Raw genomic sequence first — 24,648 nt, forward strand, 5'->3', positions numbered from 1 at the left:
CCCCTAAGGGGAAGTGTGCGTTTTGACTGGTCTGTGGCTTACGTCGAGTTGGGTAGCATTGGCTTTGGCGGGCGCGACGCCCGTGCAGCAGGCGCCAGCCCCTGAAACCGTCCAGGCTCAGCCGGTCGATCCTGATCAGAATCAGCCGATCGTTTCCGACCCCGAATTCGATGCCGCGCTCCCCGCTTTGTCCGACGACATCAACGCGCCGCTCGAAGCCATGCCGGCGACGATCCCGCCCGTCGCGACCGTGCCGCCAACGCCGGCGGATGCGGTCTCGCCCGACGGGCAGACGCTGACGCCGGTCGCGCAGGCCGAGCCAGATCTCGTCGCGCCGCTGCCGACGCTCGGATCCTACGATACCACGCCGCCGGTCGAGCTGGCCGATACCGACGACGAAAAGACCGTCGTGATCCGCTACGACACCGAGGTGCGCGGGCTGGATGAAATCGAGGCGACCGCGCAGTTCAACGGCCTGTCGGCGCTCAAGGAAGGCGACGGCAAGGCGGCCAATTCGGCGATGATCGCCGCGCGCGGCCGCGAGGACGAGGCGCTGGCGGTCCGGCTGATGAAGTCGAGGGGCTATTATGACGGCACCGCGATCTCGACGATCGAGCAGCCGCCGGCCGCCGACAAGAATGGCCGGATTAAGGCGATCGTCAGCGCGACGCCGGGCAAGGTCTACACCTTGTCCTCGGTGAACATCGTGGCGGGCGCGGTGACGCCGCCCGATCTGCTGCGCCGTGAATTGCCGCTGGTGGTGGGCGACAAGATCGAGGCCGATCGCGTGCAGGGGGCGGAAGCCAATCTCGCGCTGAAGCTGCCGCAACAGGGCTATCCTTTCATCACGCTCGGCCAGCGCGACATCCTGCTCGACGACGCCAAATGGACCGGCGATTATACGCTGCCGGTCGATCCCGGCCCGCGCTCGTCGTTCGGCAGCTATTCGACCGAAGGCAAGCTGGCGTTCGATGCCGAGCATGTCGGCGTGCTCGCGCGCTTCAAGCAGGGCGAACTGTACGACAATCGCAAGGTCGACGACCTGCGCCAGGCGCTGGTCGCGACGGGGCTGTTTTCGACCGTCTCGGTCGAGCCGGTGCGCACCGGCACGCCGGGGCCGGACGGCACCGAGCAGGTCAACCTGCTCGTGCGGCAGGAGGCCGGGCCGCCGCGCTCGCTCGCCGGCAGCGCGGGCTACAGCACGGGGCAGGGCTTCACGCTCGAGGGCTCGTTCACGCATCGCAACGTGTTCCGCCCGGAAGGCGCGCTGATCGGCACGATCATCGCCGGCACGCAGGAGCAGGGCGCGAGCGGCACGTTCCGCCGATCGAATGCGGGCAAGCGCGACCGCACGGTGACGCTGACCGCGTCCGCCAACCATTCGAGCTATGATGCGTTCGACGCCTTCACCGGCACGCTGTCGGGCCGGATCAGCTATGATTCGACGCCGATCTGGCAGAAGAAGTTCACCTATGCCTTCGGCTTCGAGCTGACCGGCACCAACGAGAGCGTGTACGATTTCACCACGCAGCAGCGCGAGCGCCGCACCTACGGCATCTTCGCGCTGCCGGGGCAGGTGCTGTTCGACCGGTCCGACAGTCTGCTCAACCCAACCAAGGGCTATCGCCTCAAGCTGAGCCTGAGCCCCGAGACGTCGGTCAGCGGCGGGGTCAAGCCCTATGCGCGCGTGCTGGTCGAAGGCAGCATCTATCAACCGGTGACGGACAGCATCGTGCTTGCCGGGCGAATCCGCGCGGGTACGATCCCCGGCATCGATCGTGACGATCTGGCGCCGTCGCGGCGCTATTATGGCGGCGGCGGCGGATCGGTGCGCGGCTATGGCTATCAGCGCCTCGGGCCATTCGATCCCAATGGCGATCCGGTCGGCGGACGCAGCATCAACGAATTCTCGCTCGAGGCGCGCTATCGCTTCGGCGATTACGGCATCGTGCCGTTCATCGATGGCGGCAACGCCTATGAAGGCGTGATGCCCAAGGGCCAGAACCTGCGCTACGGCGCCGGGATCGGCGGTCGCTTCTATACCAATTTCGGGCCGATGCGCGTCGATGTCGCGACGCCGCTCAACCCCCGTGAGGGCGACGGCAAGGTCGCGCTCTATATCTCGATCGGGCAAGCATTCTAATGGCCGACGAGGCAGAAGTAGCGACCGAAACCGTCGTCGTCGCCAAGCGGCCGTTGTGGCAGCGCATCCTGAAATGGCTCGGCATCGCGGTGCTGAGCCTGGTCGTGCTGATTGCCCTGCTGTTCTTCGGCGTGGATACCGGCCCGGGGCGGCGGATCATCGCCAATTATATCGGCGGCTACAACACGGCGTCAGGGCTCAACATCAAGGTCGGGCGGATCGACGGATCGATCTACGGCAAGATGGTGCTGAGCGACGTGCGGGTCAGCGACCCCAAGGGCGTGTTCCTGACCTCGCCGCGGCTCGACGTCGACTGGCGGCCGTTCGCCTTCGCCAACAACCATGTCGACGTGAAGTCGGCCGGGGCCAAGCTGATCACGCTGGCGCGCTCGCCCGAACTCAAGGAAACGCCGAGCGATCCCAACGCGCCGCTGCTGCCCGATCTTGATATCGATATCGGCCGGCTGACGGTCGACCGCTTCGTCATGGCCAAGGCGGTATCGGGCGCGCCGCACATCCTGCGCTTCGACAGCGCGGTGCATATCGCCGATGCGCGCGCCCAGATCTCCGCCAATGCGCTGGCGCTGACCGGCCCCGGCATCGCCGGTGGCGATCGGCTGGTGTTGAAGCTCGATGCGGTACCCGACCAGAACCGGCTCGATGTCGATGCACGGCTGACCGCGCCGGCGAACGGCGTCGTCTCGGCCATGGCGGGGCTCAAGCAGCCGCTCGAAGCCACGGTTACGGGCAACGGCACGTGGAAGGCGTGGACCGGCAAGGCGATCGCCACTTTGGGCAGCAAGTCGCTCGCCGACCTGAACCTCGCGGCAAATGATGGCGCGTTCAAGGTGCGCGGCAATGCGCATCCGGCGCTGTACGCCGATACGCCGGCCGAGGGCGTGGCGCAGGTCCGCGCCGGCCGTGCGCAGCAGCCCGACGCGACCAATCCGCTCGCGGCGATCACCGCGCCGCAGCTCGATCTGGCGATCGATGCGACCCTCGACGAGCGCAAGGTCAATACGCGCTTCCAGCTCAAGTCCGACGCGCTGGCGGTGGCGGGACAGGGGCTGATCGACATGGCGGCGAGCCGGTTCGGCAATCTCAAGGTCGATGCGCGGCTGCTGACACCGGGCGCGATCCTGCCCAATCTGAACGGCCGCGACGTCGCGGCGAGCGTCGTGCTCGACGGCGCGTTCGCGACGCCGACGGTCAATTACGTGATCAAGGCGGCAAGCATCGGCTTCGGCGAAACGCGCGTCGACGATGTCTATGCCTCGGGGCTGGCCAAGGTCGATGCCGACCATATCCTGGTGCCGATCGCGGCGCGCGCGCGGCGCATCGCCGGGCTGAACGCGGCGGCGGGCGATCTGCTCGACAATGTCACGATCAACGGCGATCTGGCGATCTCCGGCGTCAACATCCTGTCGGACAATCTCAAGATCCGCTCGCGCCGCATCAATGCGACCGCGATCATCGCCGCCAACATGCAGACCGGGCGCTATACCGGCGCGCTCAACGGCACGGTCAACGGCTACCGGCTGGAAAGCATCGGCATCCTCAACATCACCACCAATGCCAAATTGGTGACGGTGCCGAGCGGCGGGTTCGGCATCACCGGGCGGGTGGTGGCCAAGACCTCGCAGATCTTCAATTCGGGCATTCGCGATTTCCTCGGCGGCAATGCCGTGGTGCGCACCGATATCGGCTATGATCCGAGCGGCGTGATCACGTTCCGCAATCTGCGGATGAACGCGCCACAGTTCCGCATCACCGGCGGCTCGGGCCGCTACGATCCGAGCGGCGCATTGCTGGTCAATGCCGATGCCTATTCCACTGCTTACGGCCCGCTCACCGCGCGCGTGACGGGCAGCGCGACCGCGCCGGTCGTGCTGCTGCGCGCGCCGCGGCCGGGCGTCGGCGTCGGGCTGGTCAATCTCGAAGCGCGGGTGCGCGGCAACGGCACGTCCTATGCGATCGTCGCGACCGGCGGGACCAATTACGGGCCCTTCTCGGCCGATGTGGTGGTCAAGCCGAGCCCGGTGCTCGCGGTGGACATCCGCACCGCCAGGTTCGCCGGGGTCAATTTCTCCGGCCGCGTGCAGCAGGTGCCGGCCGGGCCGTTTGCCGGCCGCATCCAGTTCGCCGGCTCGGGCATCACCGGCGCGGCCAATCTCGGCGCGCAGGGCAAGTATCAGCGCGCCGATATCGCCGCGCGGGCCTATGCCGCCAAGATCCCCGGACAGGCCGACTTCACGATCGGTCGCGCGATCATCGCCGCCAATATCGTGCTGTACGATCAGCCGCAGGTGCGCGCCGACGTGCAGATCGCCGATCTGCGCTACGGCCCGACCGTGCTGTCCTCGGCGCGGGCGAAGATCAACTATGCCGGCGGCACCGGCACCGCGCAGGCGGTGGCGACGGGTTCCAACGGCGTGCCGTTCAACATCGCGCTCAACGCGCGGCTCAGCCCGAAATTGTGGCTGGCGGCGATCCAAGGACGTGCCAACGGCATCGGCTTCCGCACCGCCTCGCCGGCACGGATCCAGCTCGAAGGCGCCGGCTATCGCCTGCTGCCGACGCGGCTCGATTTCGACAAGGGTTCGGCGCGCCTGGCCGGCACCTATGGCCGCGGCACCACCGCGCAGGTCCGGCTCGATCGGCTCGATCTGTCGGTCGCCAATGCTTTGATCCCCAACCTCGGGCTCGGTGGCACGGCGACGGGCAGCCTCGATTTCACCCAGGCCAACGCTTCGGCCTTCCCGGTGGCGGACGCGCGGATGACGGTGACCAACTTCACCCGATCGAGCCTTTCGGCCGTGTCCGAGCCGGTCAATATCGTCTTCGCCGGCAAGCTGGCGCAGAGCGGCGGCGATGCCCGCGCGCTGGTCAAGCGCGGCACGAACACGGTCGGGCGGATGGTCGCGACGCTGCAGCCGATTGGCGGCGGCGGATCGTGGAGCGAGCGTCTGCTCGCCGCGCCGCTCTCGGGCGGCATCCGGTATAACGGCCCGGCCGGCGTGCTGTTCAGCCTGGCGGCGCAACCCGACCAGCAACTGACCGGCGGGATCGCCATCGCGGCCGATTTCGGCGGGCGGCTGCAGGCCCCGACGCTCAACGGCGTGATCCGCGCCGACAAGCTGGCCTATGAGAACGAGACTTATGGCACGCGGCTGTCGAACATGCGGATCGCCGGGCGGTTCAATAATTCGCGGCTCGAGATCACCCAGTTGCAGGCGCGCGCCGGCGAGGGCAGCGTGCAGGCGCAGGGCTCGGTCGGCTTTGCGGCGGACGAGGGCTTCCCGATCGACATCCGTGCCACGCTGAACAATGCGCGGCTGGCCAAGAGCGATGCCTTGGGCGCGACCGCCAGCGGCACGATCGCGATCACCAACAGCAAGGCGAATGGCGGGCTGATCAAGGGCGATATCGATCTGCCCGAGGCGCGCTACGAAATCATCCGCCAGGGTCAGGCAGAAGTCGCCGAGCTCACCGGGGTGCGGCGCAAGAGCGATCTGGTGACGCGGCCGACCGATCGGCCGGCGGTGGCGTCGGCCGGGCTGTTCAAGCTCGACCTGCGGGTGCGCGCGGACAACAAATTGTTCGTCTCGGGCATGGGGCTCGAATCCGAATGGGAGATGGACCTGCGCGTCGGCGGCACCTCGACCGCGCCGAAGGTGGTCGGGCGCGTCCAGATCGTGCGCGGTACCTACAGCTTCTCGGGCAAGCGCTTCGAGATCACCAAGGGCGACGTCCGCTTCAACGGTGGCCTGCTGTCCGACCCCGAGATCGCGATTACGGCAAGCACGACGACCAACGGCATCACGGTGAACATCAACGTCACCGGGACCGGGCAGAACCCGCAGATTGCGTTCAGCTCGACACCGTCGCTGCCGCAGGACGAGGTGCTCAGCCGCCTGTTGTTCGGCTCGTCGGTGACCAACCTGTCGGCGACCGAGGCATTGCAGCTCGCGTCCGCGCTCAATTCGTTGCGCGGGTCGGGCGGCGGGCTCAATCCGCTGGGCAAGCTGCGTGGCGCGACCGGGATCGATCGCCTGCGCATCCTGGGCGCGGACGAGGCGAGCGGGCGCGGGACGGCGCTCGCGGCGGGCAAATATCTGACCGACGACATCTATATCGAGATCATCACCGACTCGCGCGGCTTCGCGGCCACGCAGCTGCAGATCGCGCTGACCAAAAGCATCAGCATCCTGTCGCAGGCCGGGTCGTTCGGCGGATCCAATGTCAGCGTGAAATACTCGAAGGACTTCTGACGCCCCCGATCGTCCGCCGCGACCGCTCAGTCAGGGGGCGGTCGCGGCCGGCGGGGTAGGACGAAATGCTGACGTGAAAACAAGTCCTTTTCTGCAACCGATAGATATCCTATCGTCCCTGCAGGAGAGACAAATGTCGCTAGAACATTTCGATGTCGTGGTGGTTGGCGCGGGGATATCCGGCATTGGCGCGGGCTATCACCTGCAGACGCTGTGCCCCGATCGCAGCTATGTGATTCTCGAGGGGCGCGCGCAGCTCGGCGGGACTTGGGACCTGTTTCGCTATCCCGGCATCCGCTCCGATTCGGACATGTATACGCTTGGCTATTCGTTCAAGCCGTGGACCGCCGCCAAGGCGATTGCCGATGGCCCGTCAATTCTCGGCTATCTGCAGGAGACGGCGCAGGAAAACGGCATCGATCGCCACATCCGCTATTCGCAGCATGTTAAGACGGCCACCTGGTCGACCGCGGACGCGCGTTGGACGGTAGGCGTGGAGGGGCCCGACGGGCCGGTTTCCTATACCTGCAACTTCCTTTTCATGTGCTCGGGCTATTACAATTACGCCCAGGGCCACACGCCCGATTTCCCGGGCGCGGAGAGTTTCGCCGGGCGGATCGTCCATCCCCAGCACTGGCCAAGCGATCTCGATTATACCGGCAAGAACGTCGTCGTGATCGGCAGCGGCGCCACTGCGGTCACCCTGGTGCCGGAAATGGCCAGAAGCGCGGCGCACGTGACGATGCTGCAGCGCTCGCCGACCTATGTCGTGTCGCGCCCGAGCGAGGACGGGGTCGCCAACTGGCTGCGCGCCAAGCTGCCCGGCAAGATGGCCTATGGCATCACGCGGTGGAAGAACGTGCTGTTCAGCATGTTGTTCTTCAACATGGCGCGCAAACGGCCGGAAAAGGTCAAGGAGCGGTTGCTGGGCATGGTCCGCGAACATCTCGGGCCGGACTATGACGTCGCCACGCATTTCACGCCGCGCTACAATCCTTGGGATCAGCGGCTGTGCCTGGTGCCGGACGCCGATCTGTTCGATTCGATCAAATCGGGCAAGTCGGAGGTGGTGACCGACCGGATCGCCACGTTCACACCGTCCGGCATCAAGCTTGAGAGCGGCCGTGAACTCGCGGCAGACGTGGTGGTCACCGCGACGGGGCTGGAACTGCAGTTGCTGAGCGACGTGGCATTCAGCGTCGACGGTGCGCCGGTCGATTTGGCGCAGACGTTCAACTATAAGGGCATGATGTATTCCGGCGTGCCCAACATGGCGTCGTCCTTCGGCTATACCAATGCCTCCTGGACGCTGAAGGCGGACCTCACCTCCGGCTATGTCTGCCGTCTGCTCAACACGATGAAGAAGCGCGGCCTGCGCCAAGCGACGCCGCGAATCGGCGGCGGGGCATTGGAGCCGGCGCCGTTTCTCGATTTCACCTCGGGTTATGTGACGCGCGCGATGGAAAAGTTTCCCAAGCAGGGCGATCGCCATCCGTGGAAGCTTTACCAGAATTACGCCAAGGATCTGGTGACGCTGAAATACGGCTCGGTGGATGCGGAAATGGACTTTTCCAACCCGGCGCCGTCAACCGCGGCCGGGCGTACCAATGTCGACGCCTGATATCGGGCCGTCGTTCGCGGCAGCGATCACAGTATCGTAAAGTAGCATTGGCTGAGCCGCGGCGCATATCGCGACGGGACGGAGATCTGTGCGCCAAATCGACCCGGCGGGTCGGGGTCGCAACTACAACCGCTCTGGTGCCATTCGTCGGCGAAAATTAACGGTAACCGCGGTAGTCTTTCCGATCCCGGTGCTAAACGCTTCAATTACATGTGAATCAGCTCGGGACCGGATCGACGGCCTGGTTTACCAGGGGCGGACGTTGTCGCCATAAACAAGCGAAAGCAGGAACTTCAGCATGGAGTTTCTCCCTTGATACACTCAGTTGAGTGCGGGAAATAGTTAAGAGGTCCTTAACGATAAATCAACAGGATTTCCGGGCGTTGCGGGGATCCCTTAGTCGCGCTTAAGGGTTCCTTTAAGCCTGAGACCTATCTCGTTGGGGATGGGCCGTGTTCCGATCAGCAAACCATCGCGTGCTACGGGACCTTCGCGCCTTGCGTCGGGCGGCGGCGACAGCGTGCTGCTGTCTGCCAATGCGCCTGCCGAGACGGTCGTCGCAACGCCGTCGCGACCGCGTGCTGCGCTCGTCGGCGAACGCCAGTCGACGGATCGAACAGATTGGCCGCGATTGAACAGCTGGACGTTTCTTGCACTGATCGAGATCTCCAATTTCGATGCGCTGCGCCGCCATCTCGGGCGCCATCGCGGCGATGAACTGGTCCTCGACGTTGCCGATCGTATTGCGCGGGTGCTGCCCGACGCACGCGTCGGCATCGTCGGGCGCGCGTTGCTGGAAATCGCGTTCGAAGGCGATGCCGTGGCCGATCTCGACAGCGCCATCGCCGACCTCGCGGTACACCTGGACGCGCCGTTCGATCTCGACGGCGAACCGCATGTCCTGAAGGTGCTGCTCGCCGCGGCGGCGGCGCCGGTCGGCCATACCGAAGACGTGCGGTTGATCGAAGAAGCGGAGGCAGCGCTGGCGCAGGCGCGCGTCGACCAGAAAGCCATCGTGCGCGATCTTTCCGCCGGCACCCCGGCGTTCGACAAGCTGACCCTGGCGCGCGAACTGACCGCAGCGATCGCCAATCGCGACATGTTCCTGCAATACCAGCCCAAGGTGCATGTCCGGCGGCAGGAGATCGCCAGCGCCGAGGCACTGGTCCGCTGGCAGCACCCGACCCGCGGCCTCGTCCTGCCCGGCGATTTCATTCCGCTGGCCGAGGAAATCGGCGAGATCGGCGCGCTGACGCTATGGACGCTGGAGCGGGTGATCGCCGATCAGAAGATCCTCGCCGCGGACGGGCACGATCTGACGATCTTCATCAATATTTCCGGCCAGCTGCTCGCCGACACCGCCTTTGTCGATAGCGCCTGCGCGATGGTGCGCAGCCACGGTGCCAAGATCGGCTTCGAGATCACCGAAACCTCGGTCATCCGCGATCCGCAGGTGGCGATCGCCCACCTCCAGACCTTTGCCGATGTCGGCATCACGATCGCGATCGACGATTATGGCGCCGGGCTGTCCTCGCTGGCCTATCTCAAACAACTGCCGGCGCGCGAACTGAAGATCGACAAGTTGTTCGTCCTGCAGCTGACCAGCAGTCACCGCGATCCGCTGATCGTGCGGTCGACGATCGATCTGGCCCATGCGTTGGAGATGGAGGTCACGGCAGAAGGTGTCGAAACCCAGGCGGCGCTCGCCTTGCTGACCGTGATGGGCTGCGACATGGTGCAGGGCTATCTGATCAGCCGGCCGATCTCGATCGACGCCTTCCGCCAATATCTGCGCGACGATCGGCTGAAGCTGGGCGAAGACAGCCGCCATTCCATGTTCTCGCGTCCGGCAAGCTTCTGGAAGAGCGCCTGACCGGCGGCGCGCGGCCTTAGCCCGAATTTAAGGGGTTCTGGCTAATCGCGATTGGATGAAATTCCGCTTTCCTGCCGCCCTGGCCACGATCCTTGCCATCGGGATGATGGTGGCGGCAGCGACAGGCCGGCCGGCGCACGCCGCTGCCCCGGCCGGCGGGGTCGCCCAGGATGGAACGCGCTTCGACAGTGTGATTGCCGATGCCAAGGCGATGATGCTGATCGACCCGAGCAAAGCGGTGGCGCGCGCGAGCCTGGCCGAGACGCTCGCCGGACGGCTCGACGGCCGTCGCCGGCTGATCGGGATCGCGACCGCCCAATGGCTGCAGGGTGAGGCCTATCTGCGGCTTAACGATTCAACCAGGGCCGCGCCGCTGATCGATCGGGCGATCCGCCTCGTCAATCAGGCCGGCAAGCCGACCAAGCTGAACGGTGATCTGCTGCTATCGCGCGGCGGACTGCATACGTCGACCGGGGGCGTCGCCGCCGCGCTCGACGATTATCAAAAGGCGCACAATATCTTCCGCGATATCGGCGAGACGCGCAGCCAGGCGATCGCGCTGCTGAGCATCGCATTGCTGTATCAGGAAGCGGAGGATTACCGGAACGCACTGAAATATTACGATCAGGCGCTCGACGTCTATCGCGGCGACCCGCAGATCCTCTATGCGATCTACAACAATCGCGCCAATGCGCTCAAGGAGTTGGGGCGGGTCAACGCTGCCGACGGGCAGCTGCGCACGGCACTGGAGATCGCCCGGCAGCAGAAGAGCCCGGCGATGGAAGCGCGCGTGCTCAGCAACATCGCGCGCGGGCAACTCGTTGCTGGCCAGCTCGCGCTCGCGGACCGCACGATCGCGCAGGGCTTCGCGCTGACCGCCAGTGACGAGGGCGCGGTGGCGCGCAACCAGTTCTGGGTATTGGCGGCCAGTTCGGCGTTCCGCAAAGGCCGCAGGGACGAGGCGGTCAGGCTGATCGCGCGGAGTTTCGACGGCGTCGATCCGACCAAGACGACGCTCGAGATGCGCGAGGGGCACAAGGCCGCCTATGAGATATTCCGCAGGGTCGGCGAGGAGGGGCAGGCCTTGGTGCATCTCGAGGCGCTCAAGCGGCTCGACGACCAGACGTCGCGCTTGGCGGCATCGGCCAATACCTCGCTGGTTGCCGCCCGGTTCGATTTCGCCAACCAGAAGACGCGCATCGCCCAGTTGAAGGCGGACGAGCTGCAGCGCAACATCGATTTCGAACGCGCGCGCGCGGCGACGCGGCAGAATATCGCAATCGGCATCGCCATCGTCGTGATGGTCATCGTCAGCCTGCTCGCGTTCGGCATCGTGACGCTCAGGCGCAGCCGCGATCAGGTGCGCCACGCCAATATCGATCTGGCCGCGACCAACACGGCATTGGCCAAGGCGCTGGCCGCCAAGACGGAATTCCTGGCCACAACGAGCCACGAGATCCGCACCCCGCTCAACGGCATCCTCGGCATGACGCAGGTGATGCTGACCGACCGCACGCTGACCGCCGCGCTGCGCGACCGGATCGGCGTGGTGCACGGCGCCGGCATCACGATGCGCGCGCTGGTCGACGATATTCTCGACGTGGCGAAGATGGAGACGGGCAATCTGACGATCGAACAGGTGCCGTTCGATCTGCAGGCGACGCTGCGCGATGTCGCCAAGCTGTGGCAGGAACAGGCCAGCGCGCGCGGCATCCAATTCGTGCTCGAGGTGGACGGTGGCCTGGGCTGGGTACAGGGCGATGCGGCGCGATTGCGACAGATCGTGTTCAACCTCCTGTCCAACGCGCTAAAATTCACCGAGCGCGGTACGGTGACGCTCCGCGCCGCATCGCTCGATGACCGTCTGTCGATTGCGGTGATCGACAGCGGGATCGGCATCCCGGCGGAAAAGCACGATCTGATCTTCGAATCCTTCCGGCAGGTCGACGCCGGCACGACGCGCAAATTCGGCGGCACCGGGCTCGGGCTCGCGATCTGCCGCAATCTCGCCCGGGCAATGGGCGGCGACGTTCGCGTCGAGAGCGTCTGCGGGGAGGGGGCCAGCTTCATTCTCGATCTGCCGCTGATCCCGGCCAGTGCCCCCGAGACGGTGTCGGTCGCTCCCGGGCAGAAGGCGTTGCTGATCCTGGATCGCAGTCCGATCACGCGCAGCATGTTGCGCGCGGTGCTGGAGGCCGAGGCCGGGGCGGTGGCCTTTGCCGCCTGCGCCGACGAGGCGCTCGAGCGGATCCGCGCGGGCCATGTCGCGCAGGTGCTGATCGACGATGCCACGATCGCCGCCGAGCCGGATCGCGATGCGGCGCTGTCGATGATCGCCGCCGCGGCCGCTGCCGCCGGCGCCGCAACCAGCCTGTTATGGCCGGGCACCAATGCGGCCGATCAGCCGGCGCTGCTGGCCACCGGCATCGGCCAGGTGATCGTCAAGCCGATCGCGGCGGCGGCACTCGTCGCAAAAATGTTCGGTTCGTACAATTTGTCGTCCGACCATCTTGTTTCGCCCGCGGCATGAGACGATAGGCTCCCCCGACCATGCCGCAGACCAAACCTACCCGGGCGACACAGCCATGAACGTCCTCTTCATCGAGGACGATACGATGAATCGGCGTGTGGTCAGCGATATGCTCGACGTCGCCGGCGCGACGATGACCGGCGCCGAAAGCGCGGAAATCGGCCTCAAGCTGCTCGACGAGAACGATTATGCGATCATCCTGATCGACCTGCGCATGCCCGGCATGGACGGCATCACCGCGATCAAGCACATCCGCGCTCGCGGCGACGCGAAAGCCAAGTTGCCGATCATCGTGGTCACCGCGGATACCGCGATCGATCTGCGCGAACGCTGCATCGCGCAGGGCGCGGACGACGTGTTGTTCAAGCCGGTGGCGATGGATTCGCTGTTCGATGCGATGGGCCGCATGCTGGCCAAGGCGGCCGGCGACGGGATGATCGGCTGAGCCTCGCCCGCGGCTAGTCGCGCTGTCGCAAGGCGTCGGCGAGGGACGCCGTCGCGCTGCCGCGCCGAGCCGGCTTGGGTTGGGTCTCGGCCGGCGCCCAGCCGGTGAGATACACGATATCGAAGCGTTCCGCGGTGCGCCCGTCGGGATCGGCACGCGCGGCGAACGCTTGCGCCGCCCGCGCGAGCGTATCGCGGGTGAGCGGCGGCGTACCCGGCATCAGGTTGGTCGCAGCCATGCCGCGCAGATCGCGGATCAGGCCGAACAGATCGCCATAGCGCACCGAAAGCGTCTCGATATCGGCAACCGGCAGCGCGAAGCCGGCACGGGCGAGCAGATCGCCACCGGCGCGCACATCGACCTGCGGGTGGATCCGCGCCGCCGGGGCATCGCCCTCCGCCGCACGCAATGCCGCACGCAGCGTCGACAGCGTGGCGCCACCGGTAAAGGCGGCCAGCAACAAGCCGTCGGGGCGCAGCGCACGCCGCGCCAGCGCCAGCGCACCGGGCAGGTCGCTGACCGTATCGAGCGTGCCGACGGACACGATCAGATCGAACGAGGCGTCGGGAAAAGTCGGGCGATCCTCGTCCGCCTGCACCCCGCCGGCCGCCCCGGCGAACGCCGCGCCGGGATCTATCCGGGTGATCCGCGCGCCGGGTGGCGGCGCGAACGCACCGTCGAAACAGCCGAGATCGAGCACATCCTCGAAGCGTCGCGTCACGCTGTCGAGCCGCTCGGCGATGCCATCGAGCATCTGCGCGCGCAGGAAATCGAACGCGGCATAGGCGGGTTGGGCGCGATCGCGGCGCAGGCGGCGGAGCGAACGGTCGAAGATTTCGGGTGGGGTCACGGCGGGTCTTGTGCCGCGTGGGAGACGCGGCGACAAGAGCATGTGTCGCCCTTGCTCCGGCCTTTGCACTTCGTCGCCGGCCTCGCGCTGCCGCCGCGCTGCCCGGGATGCGGAGCTGTGGTGGCGGAGGATCATGTCTTTTGCGCCGCCTGTTTCGGGGCGCTTCGGTTCCTCGGGCCGCCCTGGTGCGCCGGCTGCAACCTGCCGTTCGACTATGACCGCGGGGAGGGGGCGTTATGTGGCGCATGCCTGGCCCGGCCGCCGCGCCATGCCGGGCTGCGCGCGGCGGTGGCCTATGGCGAAGTCGCCCGGACGGTGGCGCTGCGGCTCAAATATGGCGGCCGCACCGCCTTTGCCGAAACGGTCGCGCGGCAGATGCTGCGCTGGATGCCGGCGGATGCGGGGTTGATCGTGCCGGTGCCGCTGCACCGCTGGCGCATCTGGTCGCGCGGTTTCAACCAGGCGGCGTTGATCGCGCAGGCGCTAGCGCGCGGCAGCGGCGTACCCGCCGATCTCACCGTGATCGGGCGCGTCAGGGCGACGCCGATGCTGCGTGGGCTGGGCGCGACGGGCCGCGCCAAGGCGGTCGCCGGGGCCTTTCGGGTCGATCCTGGTGCGCGCGACCGGGTGCGCGGCAGGGCCGTCGTGCTGGTCGACGACGTGCACACCAGCGGCGCCACGACGGACGGTTGCACCCGCGTTCTGCTCCGCGCCGGGGCGGCCCGCGTGACGATCCTGTGCTGGGCCCGCGTGCTGCGCGACCAGCCGGCGGATTGACAATGGCGCCCCCGCACCACATTTCAGCATCATGGCTAAAGTAGAAATCTATACCAAAGCGTTCTGCCCGTACTGCGCGCGCGCAATGAAGCTCCTGTCATCCAAGAATGTCGAGGTCGAGGAATTCGACATCACGATGGGTGGTCCCAAGCGCGCCGAGATGCTCGAACGCGCCAACGGCGGCAGCACGGTTCCGCAGGTGTTCATCGACGGCAAGCATGTCGGCGGGTCGGACGATCTTGCCGCGCTGGAACGCGCCGGCAAGCTGGATGCGCTGCTGGCCGCATGAGGGCGGCGGTGCTGCAGATGACCAGCGGGATCGATCCCGCGGTCAATGCACGCACGTTGCAAACGGCGATCGCCGGCGCCGCGGCGCGCGGCGCGGCGATGCTGTTCACCCCCGAAATGGCCGGGCTGCTCGATAGCGATCGGGCGCGCGCTGCTGCCAACATCGTCGCCGAGGACGCCGATCGGGTGCTGGCGGCGGTGCAGGCCGCCGCCGCCGAACACGGTATTTGGGTGCATCTCGGTTCGCTGGCGGTGCGCCGCCCCGATGGCCGGTTCGCCAATCGCGGTTTCGTGATCGACGAGCGCGGCGTGATCCGCGCGCGCTACGACAAGCTCCATTTGTTCGATGTCGATCTGCCGGGGGGCATTTCCTGGCGTGAATCCGCGGCGTACGCGCCGGGCGAAAGCGCCTGCGTCGTCGCGAGCTCGATCGGGCAAATCGGCCTGTCGATCTGCTACGATCTGCGATTTGCCGATCTGTATCGCGCGCTGAGCGACGCCGGGGCGACGATCCTGACGGTGCCGGCGGCGTTTACCCGCCCGACCGGTGCGGCGCATTGGCACGTGCTGTTGCGCGCGCGCGCGATCGAGGCGGGGGCGTGGGTGATCGCCGCGGCGCAGACCGGTGTGCATGAAGACGGACGCGAGACGTTCGGCCATGCGCTGGTGATCGATCCATGGGGCGAGATCCTGCTCGACATGGGCGAGGCGCCGGGGCTGGCGCTGGTCGATATCGATGCTGAGCGCGTCGCCGAGGTGCGTGCGCGCCTTCCCGTGCTCGCCCATCGCCGCGCGATCCCCAGGGTCGGCATGGCATGATCGTGTTCGATCTGAAATGCGGGCACAACCACGTGTTCGAGGCGTGGTTCGGTTCGAGTGCGGCGTTCGAGGAGCAGCGCGCACGCGGTCTGGTGACCTGCCCGATGTGTAGCGACACGCAGGTGGAAAAGGCGCTCATGGCGCCCAACCTCGGCGCGCGAAGCAACAGCAAGGCAGCGCCGACGCCGGCTTCCAACCAGTCGGACAAGCCGGTGCTGACGCCGGAGGTGATGAAGGCGGCGCTACACGCGCTGGCCGAGGCGCAGGGCAAGGCGCTCAAGGAATCGCAATGGGTGGGCCGCGCCTTTGCCGATCGCGCCCGCGCGATGCATGCCGGCGAGGAAGCGATCGCGCCGATCCACGGCCAATCGACGCGCGCGGAAGCCGCGGCCCTGCTCGACGAAGGGGTGGCAATCGCGCCATTATTGCTGCCGGTGTTGCCGCCGGAGACCTTGAACTGAACGGTGTTCTGACCGACCCGCGGAACGCTGCGTCGAGTGACTAACCCAGGCGCCCCTCGCTAGTAACCGCAGTGTCCATTCAGCTCTGGGGAATAAGGCAACGGTTACTCGACACCGACGACTTGGACGACTTGGACGCCTTCGATATCATCCACCAGCCTGTCTTCCCGGATGACCGTGCTTCGAGCAGGACTGCGATTCGCGGCCCGCTCTGCATCATCGTGAGGAGGCGAGTGACCGTACCTCGTCGGTTCACCCCACCAGAACGTCGTTAAACGCGATCAGCGCCGGTGCGACGAGCGCGTAAACAGCCACGATCGCCCGCGTGCTATTGGCATATCCCCGCGCGGCCAGGAACCAGCCGAAAATCCACGGCAATATGAGGAGACCGACAATCAGCCGGCCGCTTGGAGTCCGCCTGACTTGGGGCGATCCACCCAGCGCCTCCACATCGAACGTCATCCGGTCAAAGCTAACTTCTTCGTGTTCACGCTTGCGCGCAGCGATCTCCGCAATATCCCTGCGCGCCGATTTACGATTACCTGCCACTCGACTTAGTTCCTATTCTTTACGCACGTCAATTTTGCCTAGACTGTACACCAGGGTCGCCCTGCAAGGCATTCGCAGAAATATCATAGCCGCGATCACGGCGCGGCTATGTCGAGATCGGTCGCGCGCAGCATGCGGAGTCCATCATTCCCTGATGCCCCCGCTCCGCCCATCGACGCCACGGTGCGCGTCGTCGCGACGGCAGCCGTTTTTGTGAGGATCTACCATTGCGCCGATATGGCAGAATGGCAAAGAGGCGGCATGGACAACAGCCAAATCCGGTTCGTGGAACGCAGCGGTAGACCGAGGCCGAAGAAGCGGGGGCTGGAATTCACGCCGAACCATGCACTGCTGATAATTGTCCTCGTCCTGATCGCGGCTGCTGCAGCCTTCTCGATCTGGTACGATCGCTGAACAACGGACGCAAGTATTAAGACGCCAGCGGCTGCCGGTCGTTCATGCCGGTAGAACTCGCATGACGGTGCAATTTATATCGCCGCCGACCGCGCCGATGCGGAAGCCCCATCGATCATTTTAGATTGGTTGCCTCAGCGCGTGATTTTACGGTCATTATGCTGCTCGCGGGACATGGCCTTCATTATCCGCCGCAAATCTGGCCCATCCCCATCCGAAGACCGTGCCTGCAGAACCGCGCGCCCAGCCGAGACGCCAGCGCTTGGCACCGCTTCATACTGGGCTTGCCCGATGGAAAACGTCGCCACCAGGCCCGTCAAAATGCGCTATCTTCACAACAGGCTGCGCACTGCGAATAGGGTTGGCGCGGTGGATCGAGGCGCCCGCCACAGCCGCGACACACGGTGCCGTGACGTGCTGCCTTATACCGTTGAAGAACCAGCCGAGCAGACCGCGACCAAGACAGAAAAGCTTTTGCCAAGAGAGCCAAGCGGTCGTTAATCCCATTTATAGCCAGTCTTTTGACAACTGTATTTCGTTCGACGAGCACTCATAGCCTTCATCGTCGGGCGAGGCCTTAAAGCAGGTTAGATGAACTGGTGAAACGGGGCCGGTACGTTGCCGATGGCAGGATGCACGGTGTCTATGACATATGGTTATCTTCCCAGCGCATCGCCAACCTGCCTGGCTGAACAGCCTCAGCGCTTTTCCGCAGGTGCTACGTTCCGTTACCGTGGAAGCGCCGCTGCCACGGGGCCGCGCAATATGGGGGCATAGAAACGCGCACCTTCCACGCTAAGGTGATGGGCGTCGCGGAACAGCAGGTGCCCGTTTCGCACAGGGCTGCAGGTCCGTGCCCGGCACAGGGTGCGGGCGGGGTGGATGACGGTCACCTGGCCCGAGGCGGCACGCGCGTCCATAATCTTGACGATGTCTTTGCGAACGTCGGGGGCAACGGCTTCGGGGCGATCGCAGCTTGCGGCGGGCAGCTCGTCTCGTAGCGCGCGCGCCACGCAGTTGCGTGGTGACCGCGTGAATTCGGGAAGCTGATCGATCAGCAATACATGGGCGCCGGTCGATCGGGCGGCCTGTACCGCGGCTCCAAGTCCGATCGCGAACAAGCGGCGGGCCTCGTCTGCTGACGCGCGCTTGCCCTCACGTGTCGTGAACCAGCGGTCGCTCGTATCATCGGCGCGACGCGAGGGAATGAACGCCGTCCATCGTGCCGCGAGAATAACGAGCCGCAAGTCCGCGATGCTGGCCATTTTTGCAGGCATCGCAGCGTTAGCTTTCATGCATTTCCGGCCGACCGGTCCGCCTGCCGTGAGGATCGCAAGCGAAACGCCGATGAGTGGCGGGCAGGACCGTACCGAGGCCAATACGACAGTATAGCCGAGCGGGTTTAGCTGGCTCGCGATCGCGGCTGAGAAATGTTCGGCGTGGGAATCCCCCCAAATTACCACCGTGCCGCGCTTTGCCGAGGTCGCGACATGGCCGCACATCGTCGGCTGACTGGGCACTATCCCGCGCACGCATGGGGGCAGCAATGCCGACGCGAACTGGCCGTCGGCGTTGACCTGCAACACCCGCGGATCAACGCGTTGCGGGAAGCCATGTGCCAGCGTCAGGACGATGCCGCCGGCAGCGAACGGCACAAGGGCGGCGAGCGCGACGGTCAGACGACGGGCGGGGCGTGCGGCAAAGGTTCGACGTCTCACCGGGCACTCGATCCAACGCCACGAAATGTAAGAGATCGGAAGCGCTACGATGACGATGACCAGCGCCTGCAGGACGGTTGGCGTGCTGTCCGAACGAAGGCCGAAGAACGACAGCAGCGGCCAGTGCCAGAGATACAGCGAATAGGAGATCAGACCCAGTCCGACCAGCGGGGGAAGCGCCAAGATGCGTGATCCGGCATTGCCCTCTGTCCGGCCGGCCCAGATCACCATCGCGGCCCCGAGCACCGGGGGGATCGCCGCAAAGCCCGGGAAAGCGGTACCCGCATCGAATTCGTATATCGCATAGCCAATCATCGCCAGGCCGATAAGGGCAACAGCCGTGGCTGTTCGTCGCCCGGTGGGGCGCGTGTCGACTACGGCGAGAAGACAGCCGATCAGCAATTCCCATGCGCGCGGCGGGAGCAGGTAAAAGGCTGCCGTCGACGGTCGCCGTACCAGGATCTCGGCCAGTCCCAGCGAAACCAACGCCGCGGCAGCGATAAGCCAGGGCAATGCTCGGACGGGAAGGTACCGGTTGATCAGCCAAAGCACCAAGGGGAAGACGAGATAGAATTGTTCCTCGACGCCCAGCGACCAGAGATGGAGCAGCGGCAGGTCGAGCGCTTCCGGGCCAAAATATCCTGACGATTTCCAGGCGAAGACGTTCGGCACCAGCAAGCCCGTCGCTGCCAGTTCCCGGGCATAAAACTCCATTTCCCGCGGCAGCAGGATCACCCAGGCGGCGATCGTCGCTACCGTAAGCATCGCCAGCAGGGCGGGTAGAAGCCTGCGAGCCCGGCGCTCGTAGAAGCGGATGAAACTGAACGCTTCATCCTCCCCGATCAGGCGGGTGATCAGAAAGCCGGATATGACGAAGAACACGTCCACGCCGACATAGCCCCCCGTAAAACCGGGCATGCGCGCGTGGCACAGTACCACCGCGGCAATCGCAATGGCGCGAAGGCCGTCGATGTCCGGCCGGTACGATTTAGTGGTCAAGCCGCGTCCTTGACCTTGCCGCTCAGCGGCGATCTGGCTCTGCCAACCCTGTTGGTCGGTATTTGACGGTGAGCCAATATCATCTCCAAAGCGCCCGTTTCCCGCCGCTAAACTACGGAAACGTACGCGGCAATTTGCCACGTGCTTTTCCGCGCGCGCGGCGAGAAATGCCGCAGACGGAATCCGGCGGTACACGGGATATTCGAGGTTTGCTATTGAGCCTGACAGCACGCCGAGCGGAGCTGCGTCGACGCCGCTATAAAGGACTTAGCGGGCGTCGCCGTTGCCGGACTAGTCCTGCTATTTGTCGATCGTTCGCCAGTTGGCGGTGTTGGCGTAACGCATCATCGGCCGGGCGCACCGAGCGCAAACCGCGCGGTGGCCATCAAGAACGACGTAGCCCCGCTTTCGCGACCGGCGATGACCCAAAACCCGGCAGATCAGTCTTGAAATGTAATAGTGCCCATCGGCGGTCATCACGCCGTTATGCCAGCAATTAGGAGAGGTGGACAATCAATTCGAACAACGCGCCGGATCTATCGGATTATCCTAACAAATGAAGGCTTCAACGTCATAACAAACATCAAGAATGGCCGGGGCTCATTTCAGCAGCGGGCAGCCATGCGCGCCCTCGACAAGCAACGGATTGGCATAAATAATGTTAGAAGGTCGCGTTGGCCGTGATCCGGCAATCGCGTTCCTGAACGATTATGTGGCTGCCTTGGCGGCGCGGATCACGTCGCGCCGTGCCCGCAAATTGGCGAACATGTAAGCGTTATGGCGCATCAGATAGCGTCGCGGCGTCGTACCGAGAAACCGACGAGCGTCACGCAGGAAATGTGACCTGTCGAAATAGGTCGGCGCAATTTTCGAATAATCTGTGATGCAGTCGCCCAGCATCATGCGCACCAGGGAACGGACGAAACGTGCACGGACCAGCAGCACCTTTGGCGGAAAACCGAAATAACGGATCGCGATTCGCCTTAGCGCATTCGCTTCGACTCCAAGCTGGCGGGTGGCGCTGGCGATGTCCTCGGTCTTGTCGTCGTTGATCAGGTGGGTGAGGCCAACGATCACCTCTTCATGCGGCCCCGGCGGCGACAGGCGGTCCCGCAGGAAATCGTTGAGGATGGGGCCCAGATCTTTCACAAGGTCGGCCGTACGAAGCGTTTCGACCAGCGCATGTACCGCAGCGGCCGGCATCATCGTATCGAGCGGTACAACCTGGTCGCGTACCTTGTCCGCCGACACGCTGAACAGGCGGGACCAACCAAGCGGTGATATGCCGATACCGATCGTTACACCGCCATATGAAGTGACGGCCATGGAGCGCGTCGTGGTGCCGTACAGAGAAGCCACCGGCAGAACGTATCGGCGCGGACCAAGCTGGAGCGAGATCGCTTCGGTGGCCAGAATGATGCGGATGACCGGCCACGCCGGCAGAGGATAGGTCACCGTGCCGGCGTGCACCGCTTCATCGGAGTCCTGAATGTGATAGTCGGTAATGAACGGGCGCAGATCGGGCGCCGGAAGGTCTAGTCGGAACGCGGTTCCGGGCGGTAGCCCCCACGACGCCGGATCGACACCGACCACAGAAGAACCACTCTCAATCACTGTCTGTGGCTCACTTGACCTATGTTAAGACGCCTGCCTAGCAGCGGTCGGCCGCCGCCGAAAGCGCGATCTCGCCCGGGTGTGCGACGAAACTGCCGCCTGCCCATACATTTATCGCGGCCCCTTTTGAGCTGCCGGGATCGCCGCTTTCGGCCCTGCGTGATTCAGGGCAGGGGGCGACAATATCGTTGCCGATACACGTGATATGTCGCGCAACTGCCTCGGTCAGGCGCGCTTGAATACCAGGCAACGGAACGACGATTCATCGATTACCAAATCGAGGCCAAGCTCCCGCAGGCGAATGATCAAATCGAGGCAGCGGTCGTTGCCGATCAAATGGGGGTGCACTTCAACGCAGATCATGCGTATTGTTCGCAACTCCTCCAAGGTGAGCAGTTCAACCTCGGCGCCCTCGACATCCATAATGATGACCGTTGGTCGCCATTCGGCGAGCAGGCCTGCCAGCGGCAAGCGTGGAACTGTAACGCGGTGACCGCTGCCATCGGAGCGGTCACGGCCGGTAGACACCATGTCGTCGTTGACCGTAATCTCTTCCTCGCCGGGAATGTCGGTCACGAAACCGGTCAGCAGCGTCGGCGATACGCCGTTCAACTTCCATGTTTTCTCAATCAAGTCGCGCATCCGCGGGTCCGCCTCTACGGCGACCACGTTGTTGCTGCCGACGATAAGCGCGCTCGTCGCACTGATCGCGCCGATCCCGGCGCCGCACTCGAGAACGCGGTCGTCGGGGCGAAGATTTCGAACGATTGCAGCCAGTTCGGGACGCTCGTAATTTTCACGGCGGATCGAGCGCCGCACCGTGGCGCTCAACTTGCTGTCGCGTACCGGCAGCTTCAGTCCGTTCATGGAAATGTGTTGCACGGGAAGGAGTGAGCGCACGACATAAAGCACTTCGCGGCGAACAAGGCTGGTCGACAGTCCCAATATTCGGCTACCGAATGTTCGGTGCTCGCCATAACGCAAACCTAATTTCTCGACCGACATGCGCAACCCCTGTTTTTTGGCAGATCCTTAGAGCCACCACGGCGGCTCGCAAGCTGAATCGCGTGTTGCAACCTGCTGATTTGATAGAAATCTTGCATGTGCCGCGTGCGCACCGTCGCAATAAGCTCGAGGCACAACTAAGTCGTCGCAACCAGCAGCGCAAAGGCTGGTCGCTAAGTTATTGATGTTCATTTGGCGGTCGCGTCCTTTTGAATTAAAAGCGCGATCAACGGGGGGCAAACCGGCGAATATATCCGTGATATAGCAGGCTGCACCGCGATGTTGGGGCCGCATCTAGCTCCGCTCCGCCGGAGCAGCCCGCGTAGCCAAACGAATGCGTCACCTTTCGATCAGCCAGACGACGGAGCCACTTCACGTATTGAAGCTGACCATGGTCGCCTCCGCACGGAAGAGATATCCAGGCGGCCGAGCGCTCGCGATTGCGACAAGCCGCTTCGGCGGCATGCGGCGCGCGCTTTCTTCCGTCGCATAGATATGCGGTTGCGTGCCTTGTTGGCCTCGCCAACTGTAACCGTCTGGCGCTGCGCCTTCGCGATCATGCCCTTACGGCATTGGCACATGTCCAGCGTCTATTCTACAACTCTGATCTGAACCGGAAGCAGGATTGCCGTCTAATCCAATCTTTCCCGTAACCTGAGCCCAAAACCCCGATCTGATCATCGGAGACGGAGTAAAAGATTGGCCCAAAATCCGTTTAGCTCTGGGCATGTTGGGGGACGGAGTTGCCCCGCGCGCTACTCTTGCTCGCGGGGAAGGGCCATGTTTGGAGCCTTGGCAGGTGCGGCGATTTATGCCGCCGACGGTATTTAACGCGCCGCGCCATCCCAACCGTAGGTCTTCATGTGTTTCGCGTGTTGGTCATTGACCTGTAAGCCGCAGAAACCTACGAAAACTGCCAGTGCCCCCGTAGCTCAGCCGGATAGAGCAACGGTTTCCTAAACCCACAGGTGGGCAAGATTGCATATTCAGAAATTGGCGGTTTTCTGCGGGTAACAGCCTAGTCTGCCGCGCCAGACCGTCGCTTGTGTGCCGCTTTTTGTGCCACCCCCACCATCGCTGCCGCGGCCTGATCCGGCGTGAGATAATCAAGATAGATCTCGGTGGTCTTAACGCTGCCGTGACCGAGGATGCGCTGCAGATCGTAAATGCCGCCTCGGCCGTCGCGCAGATACTCCACCGCGAACATGTGGCGCAGGTCATGGAAGCGGAAGCGGCGATATTCGACGCCGGCGACCTTGGCCCGCTTCTCCGCCCGCCTGGTGTAGTCGCCGAAGTTCGATCCGACGTTGGTATATCGAAGAGCGGTTGGCTTCCCCTCGGCATCCTCCGCGAGATGCCAGAACACGAACGGACACGACAGGAATCGGGGCTGCCTTTGCACAATGGCGATCGCCGCGTCTGACAGCGGGACCGATCGCAAGCGTCGGCCTTTTCCGACGAAGGTGGCCGTGCGGTTCTTCACGTCAACCTCGCCATGCTCGAGACTGGCGATCTCTTCTTGGCGCATGCCCGTCTCGCGGGCGAATAACATCAGATCGCCGAAGCGCGTACGCTCCCGGCCAATCGTCAGTTCTATCGCCTCGGGCGTAGGGAGGGTGATGGGGTCGCGCCGCTCGGGCAGACGCTGGCGGCTATAGGCCTGGGCGGCGTTGTCCTCGATCCAGCCCTCATCGATCGCGTGTGTCAGGACGCTGGATATCGCGGTGAGATCGCGCCGGATGGTGGCGTTGCTGGCGCCTTGGCGCTGTCGCCCCTTCACCAGCTCGCGAATAGTCGCACCGTCGATCTCGTGGATCGCCTTTGTCTCGATAAACGAGCGCACCTGGTTGAGACTTACAACGTAGCGGGTGAAGGTCGACGCGCCGATCTGGCGCTCAATGCTTTCGTTCCAAGACACGACGGCTGCGGGCCAGCTAGTTGTCGCAGCAACCCCGAAGCGCGCCTGATCCTCAACCTGCTCGCGGCGGATCCTCAGCCGTTTTTTCGCGAGCGATTCAGAACGTGTTCGTAGGCTTTCTCTGTATTCTTCGCCCCTGACCTTGAAGCGCGCCCAATAGATGCCGTTGCGTTGATAGAGGTTCGACATGGTGCCTTTGTTGCGCGGTTCACGCGATTCGACCAGCGCTGGAGATCCGCAACGATAAATAACCAGCGGCCGGCCGGCTTAGATGCCCCGGGGATCGCGCCCTGCAGAGCAAGATCTTGCAGCGTCCTGACAGGGAGCCCGGTGATTGTACGCGCGCCGGCGAT

General features: G+C 64.5%; 17 protein-coding genes. 11 read left to right on the forward strand and 6 right to left on the reverse strand.

From position 1 onward, the window contains the following. Positions 1–31 precede the first annotated feature (31 nt). The 6 genes from NV401_RS03605 (at position 32) to NV401_RS03630 (ending at position 12,883) form a co-directional block, all read left to right on the forward strand. A complete protein-coding gene (locus NV401_RS03605) occupies positions 32–2,143 on the forward strand; it encodes an autotransporter assembly complex protein TamA (protein ID WP_449325412.1) in 2,112 nt (703 codons plus the stop codon). Then, positions 2,143–6,414 carry a translocation/assembly module TamB domain-containing protein gene (locus NV401_RS03610; RefSeq protein ID WP_261293000.1) on the forward strand — a complete coding sequence of 1,424 codons (4,272 nt, stop codon included), beginning with the start codon at positions 2,143–2,145 and terminating at the stop codon, positions 6,412–6,414. The genes NV401_RS03605 and NV401_RS03610 overlap by 1 nt, the downstream gene beginning before the upstream one ends. Before the next feature lie 133 nt (positions 6,415–6,547). Further along, positions 6,548–8,035 carry a flavin-containing monooxygenase gene (locus NV401_RS03615; protein ID WP_261293001.1) on the forward strand — a complete coding sequence of 496 codons (1,488 nt, stop codon included), beginning with the start codon at positions 6,548–6,550 and terminating at the stop codon, positions 8,033–8,035. A 631-nt stretch (positions 8,036–8,666) separates the two neighbouring features. After that, positions 8,667–9,908 (forward strand): EAL domain-containing protein, encoded by a 1,242-nt coding sequence (locus NV401_RS03620; protein ID WP_261293002.1) that lies wholly within the window; start codon positions 8,667–8,669, stop codon positions 9,906–9,908. A gap of 55 nt (positions 9,909–9,963) precedes the next feature. Next, entirely contained in the window at positions 9,964–12,438 is a 2,475-nt protein-coding gene (locus NV401_RS03625; protein ID WP_261293003.1) for a tetratricopeptide repeat-containing sensor histidine kinase, read from the forward strand. A 55-nt stretch (positions 12,439–12,493) separates the two neighbouring features. Then, positions 12,494–12,883, forward strand: coding sequence for a response regulator (locus NV401_RS03630; RefSeq protein WP_261293004.1), 390 nt, complete (start codon positions 12,494–12,496; stop codon positions 12,881–12,883). 13 nt (positions 12,884–12,896) lie between these two features. Here NV401_RS03630 and NV401_RS03635 read toward each other — a convergent pair whose 3' ends face one another. After that, the gene (locus NV401_RS03635) at positions 12,897–13,733 is read right to left on the reverse strand and encodes a class I SAM-dependent methyltransferase (RefSeq protein ID WP_261293005.1); all 837 of its coding nucleotides are present in this window, start codon (positions 13,731–13,733) and stop codon (positions 12,897–12,899) included. A gap of 42 nt (positions 13,734–13,775) precedes the next feature. On the opposite strand from NV401_RS03635, the gene NV401_RS03640 reads away from it, so the two are divergent. From NV401_RS03640 to NV401_RS03655, 4 genes are read left to right on the forward strand one after another with little or no spacing between them, the layout of a single operon-like run. Continuing rightward, positions 13,776–14,510 (forward strand): ComF family protein, encoded by a 735-nt coding sequence (locus tag NV401_RS03640; protein WP_261293006.1) that lies wholly within the window; start codon positions 13,776–13,778, stop codon positions 14,508–14,510. Between the two features lie 31 nt (positions 14,511–14,541). Further along, positions 14,542–14,799 carry a glutaredoxin 3 gene (gene grxC, locus NV401_RS03645; RefSeq protein ID WP_261293007.1) on the forward strand — a complete coding sequence of 86 codons (258 nt, stop codon included), beginning with the start codon at positions 14,542–14,544 and terminating at the stop codon, positions 14,797–14,799. Next, complete coding sequence (locus NV401_RS03650) at positions 14,796–15,617, forward strand: carbon-nitrogen hydrolase family protein (protein ID WP_261293008.1); 822 nt, start codon at positions 14,796–14,798, stop codon at positions 15,615–15,617. Before grxC ends, NV401_RS03650 begins: the two co-directional genes overlap by 4 nt. Next, the gene (locus NV401_RS03655; protein ID WP_261293009.1) at positions 15,614–16,078 is read left to right on the forward strand and encodes a DUF1178 family protein; all 465 of its coding nucleotides are present in this window, start codon (positions 15,614–15,616) and stop codon (positions 16,076–16,078) included. Before NV401_RS03650 ends, NV401_RS03655 begins: the two co-directional genes overlap by 4 nt. A gap of 252 nt (positions 16,079–16,330) precedes the next feature. Here the strand turns inward: NV401_RS03655 and NV401_RS03660 are convergent, their stop codons facing one another. Next, positions 16,331–16,627, reverse strand: coding sequence for a hypothetical protein (locus NV401_RS03660; protein ID WP_261293010.1), 297 nt, complete (start codon positions 16,625–16,627; stop codon positions 16,331–16,333). 183 nt (positions 16,628–16,810) lie between these two features. Here NV401_RS03660 and NV401_RS03665 point away from each other — a divergent pair, with 183 nt between their 5' ends. Then, positions 16,811–17,041, forward strand: a complete 231-nt coding sequence (locus NV401_RS03665; RefSeq protein WP_261293011.1) for a hypothetical protein — start codon at positions 16,811–16,813, stop codon at positions 17,039–17,041. Between the two features lie 728 nt (positions 17,042–17,769). On the opposite strand, the gene NV401_RS03670 is transcribed toward NV401_RS03665, so the two are convergent. The 4 genes from NV401_RS03670 to NV401_RS03685 all read right to left on the reverse strand — a co-directional run bounded on the left by NV401_RS03670 (position 17,770) and on the right by NV401_RS03685 (position 24,484). Continuing rightward, positions 17,770–19,758: an acyltransferase family protein gene (locus NV401_RS03670; RefSeq protein WP_261293012.1), complete on the reverse strand. Its 1,989-nt coding sequence runs from the start codon at positions 19,756–19,758 to the stop codon at positions 17,770–17,772. A gap of 708 nt (positions 19,759–20,466) precedes the next feature. Then, positions 20,467–21,372, reverse strand: a complete 906-nt coding sequence (locus tag NV401_RS03675; protein ID WP_261293013.1) for a hypothetical protein — start codon at positions 21,370–21,372, stop codon at positions 20,467–20,469. A 225-nt stretch (positions 21,373–21,597) separates the two neighbouring features. Next, a complete protein-coding gene (locus tag NV401_RS03680; RefSeq protein WP_261293014.1) occupies positions 21,598–22,377 on the reverse strand; it encodes an FkbM family methyltransferase in 780 nt (259 codons plus the stop codon). A gap of 1,018 nt (positions 22,378–23,395) precedes the next feature. After that, entirely contained in the window at positions 23,396–24,484 is a 1,089-nt protein-coding gene (locus NV401_RS03685; RefSeq protein WP_261293015.1) for a tyrosine-type recombinase/integrase, read from the reverse strand. Positions 24,485–24,648: the final 164 nt, after the last annotated feature.

The organism is Sphingomonas hylomeconis (genome assembly GCF_025370105.1).
GTDB classification, from domain to species: Bacteria; Pseudomonadota; Alphaproteobacteria; order Sphingomonadales; family Sphingomonadaceae; genus Sphingomonas; species Sphingomonas hylomeconis.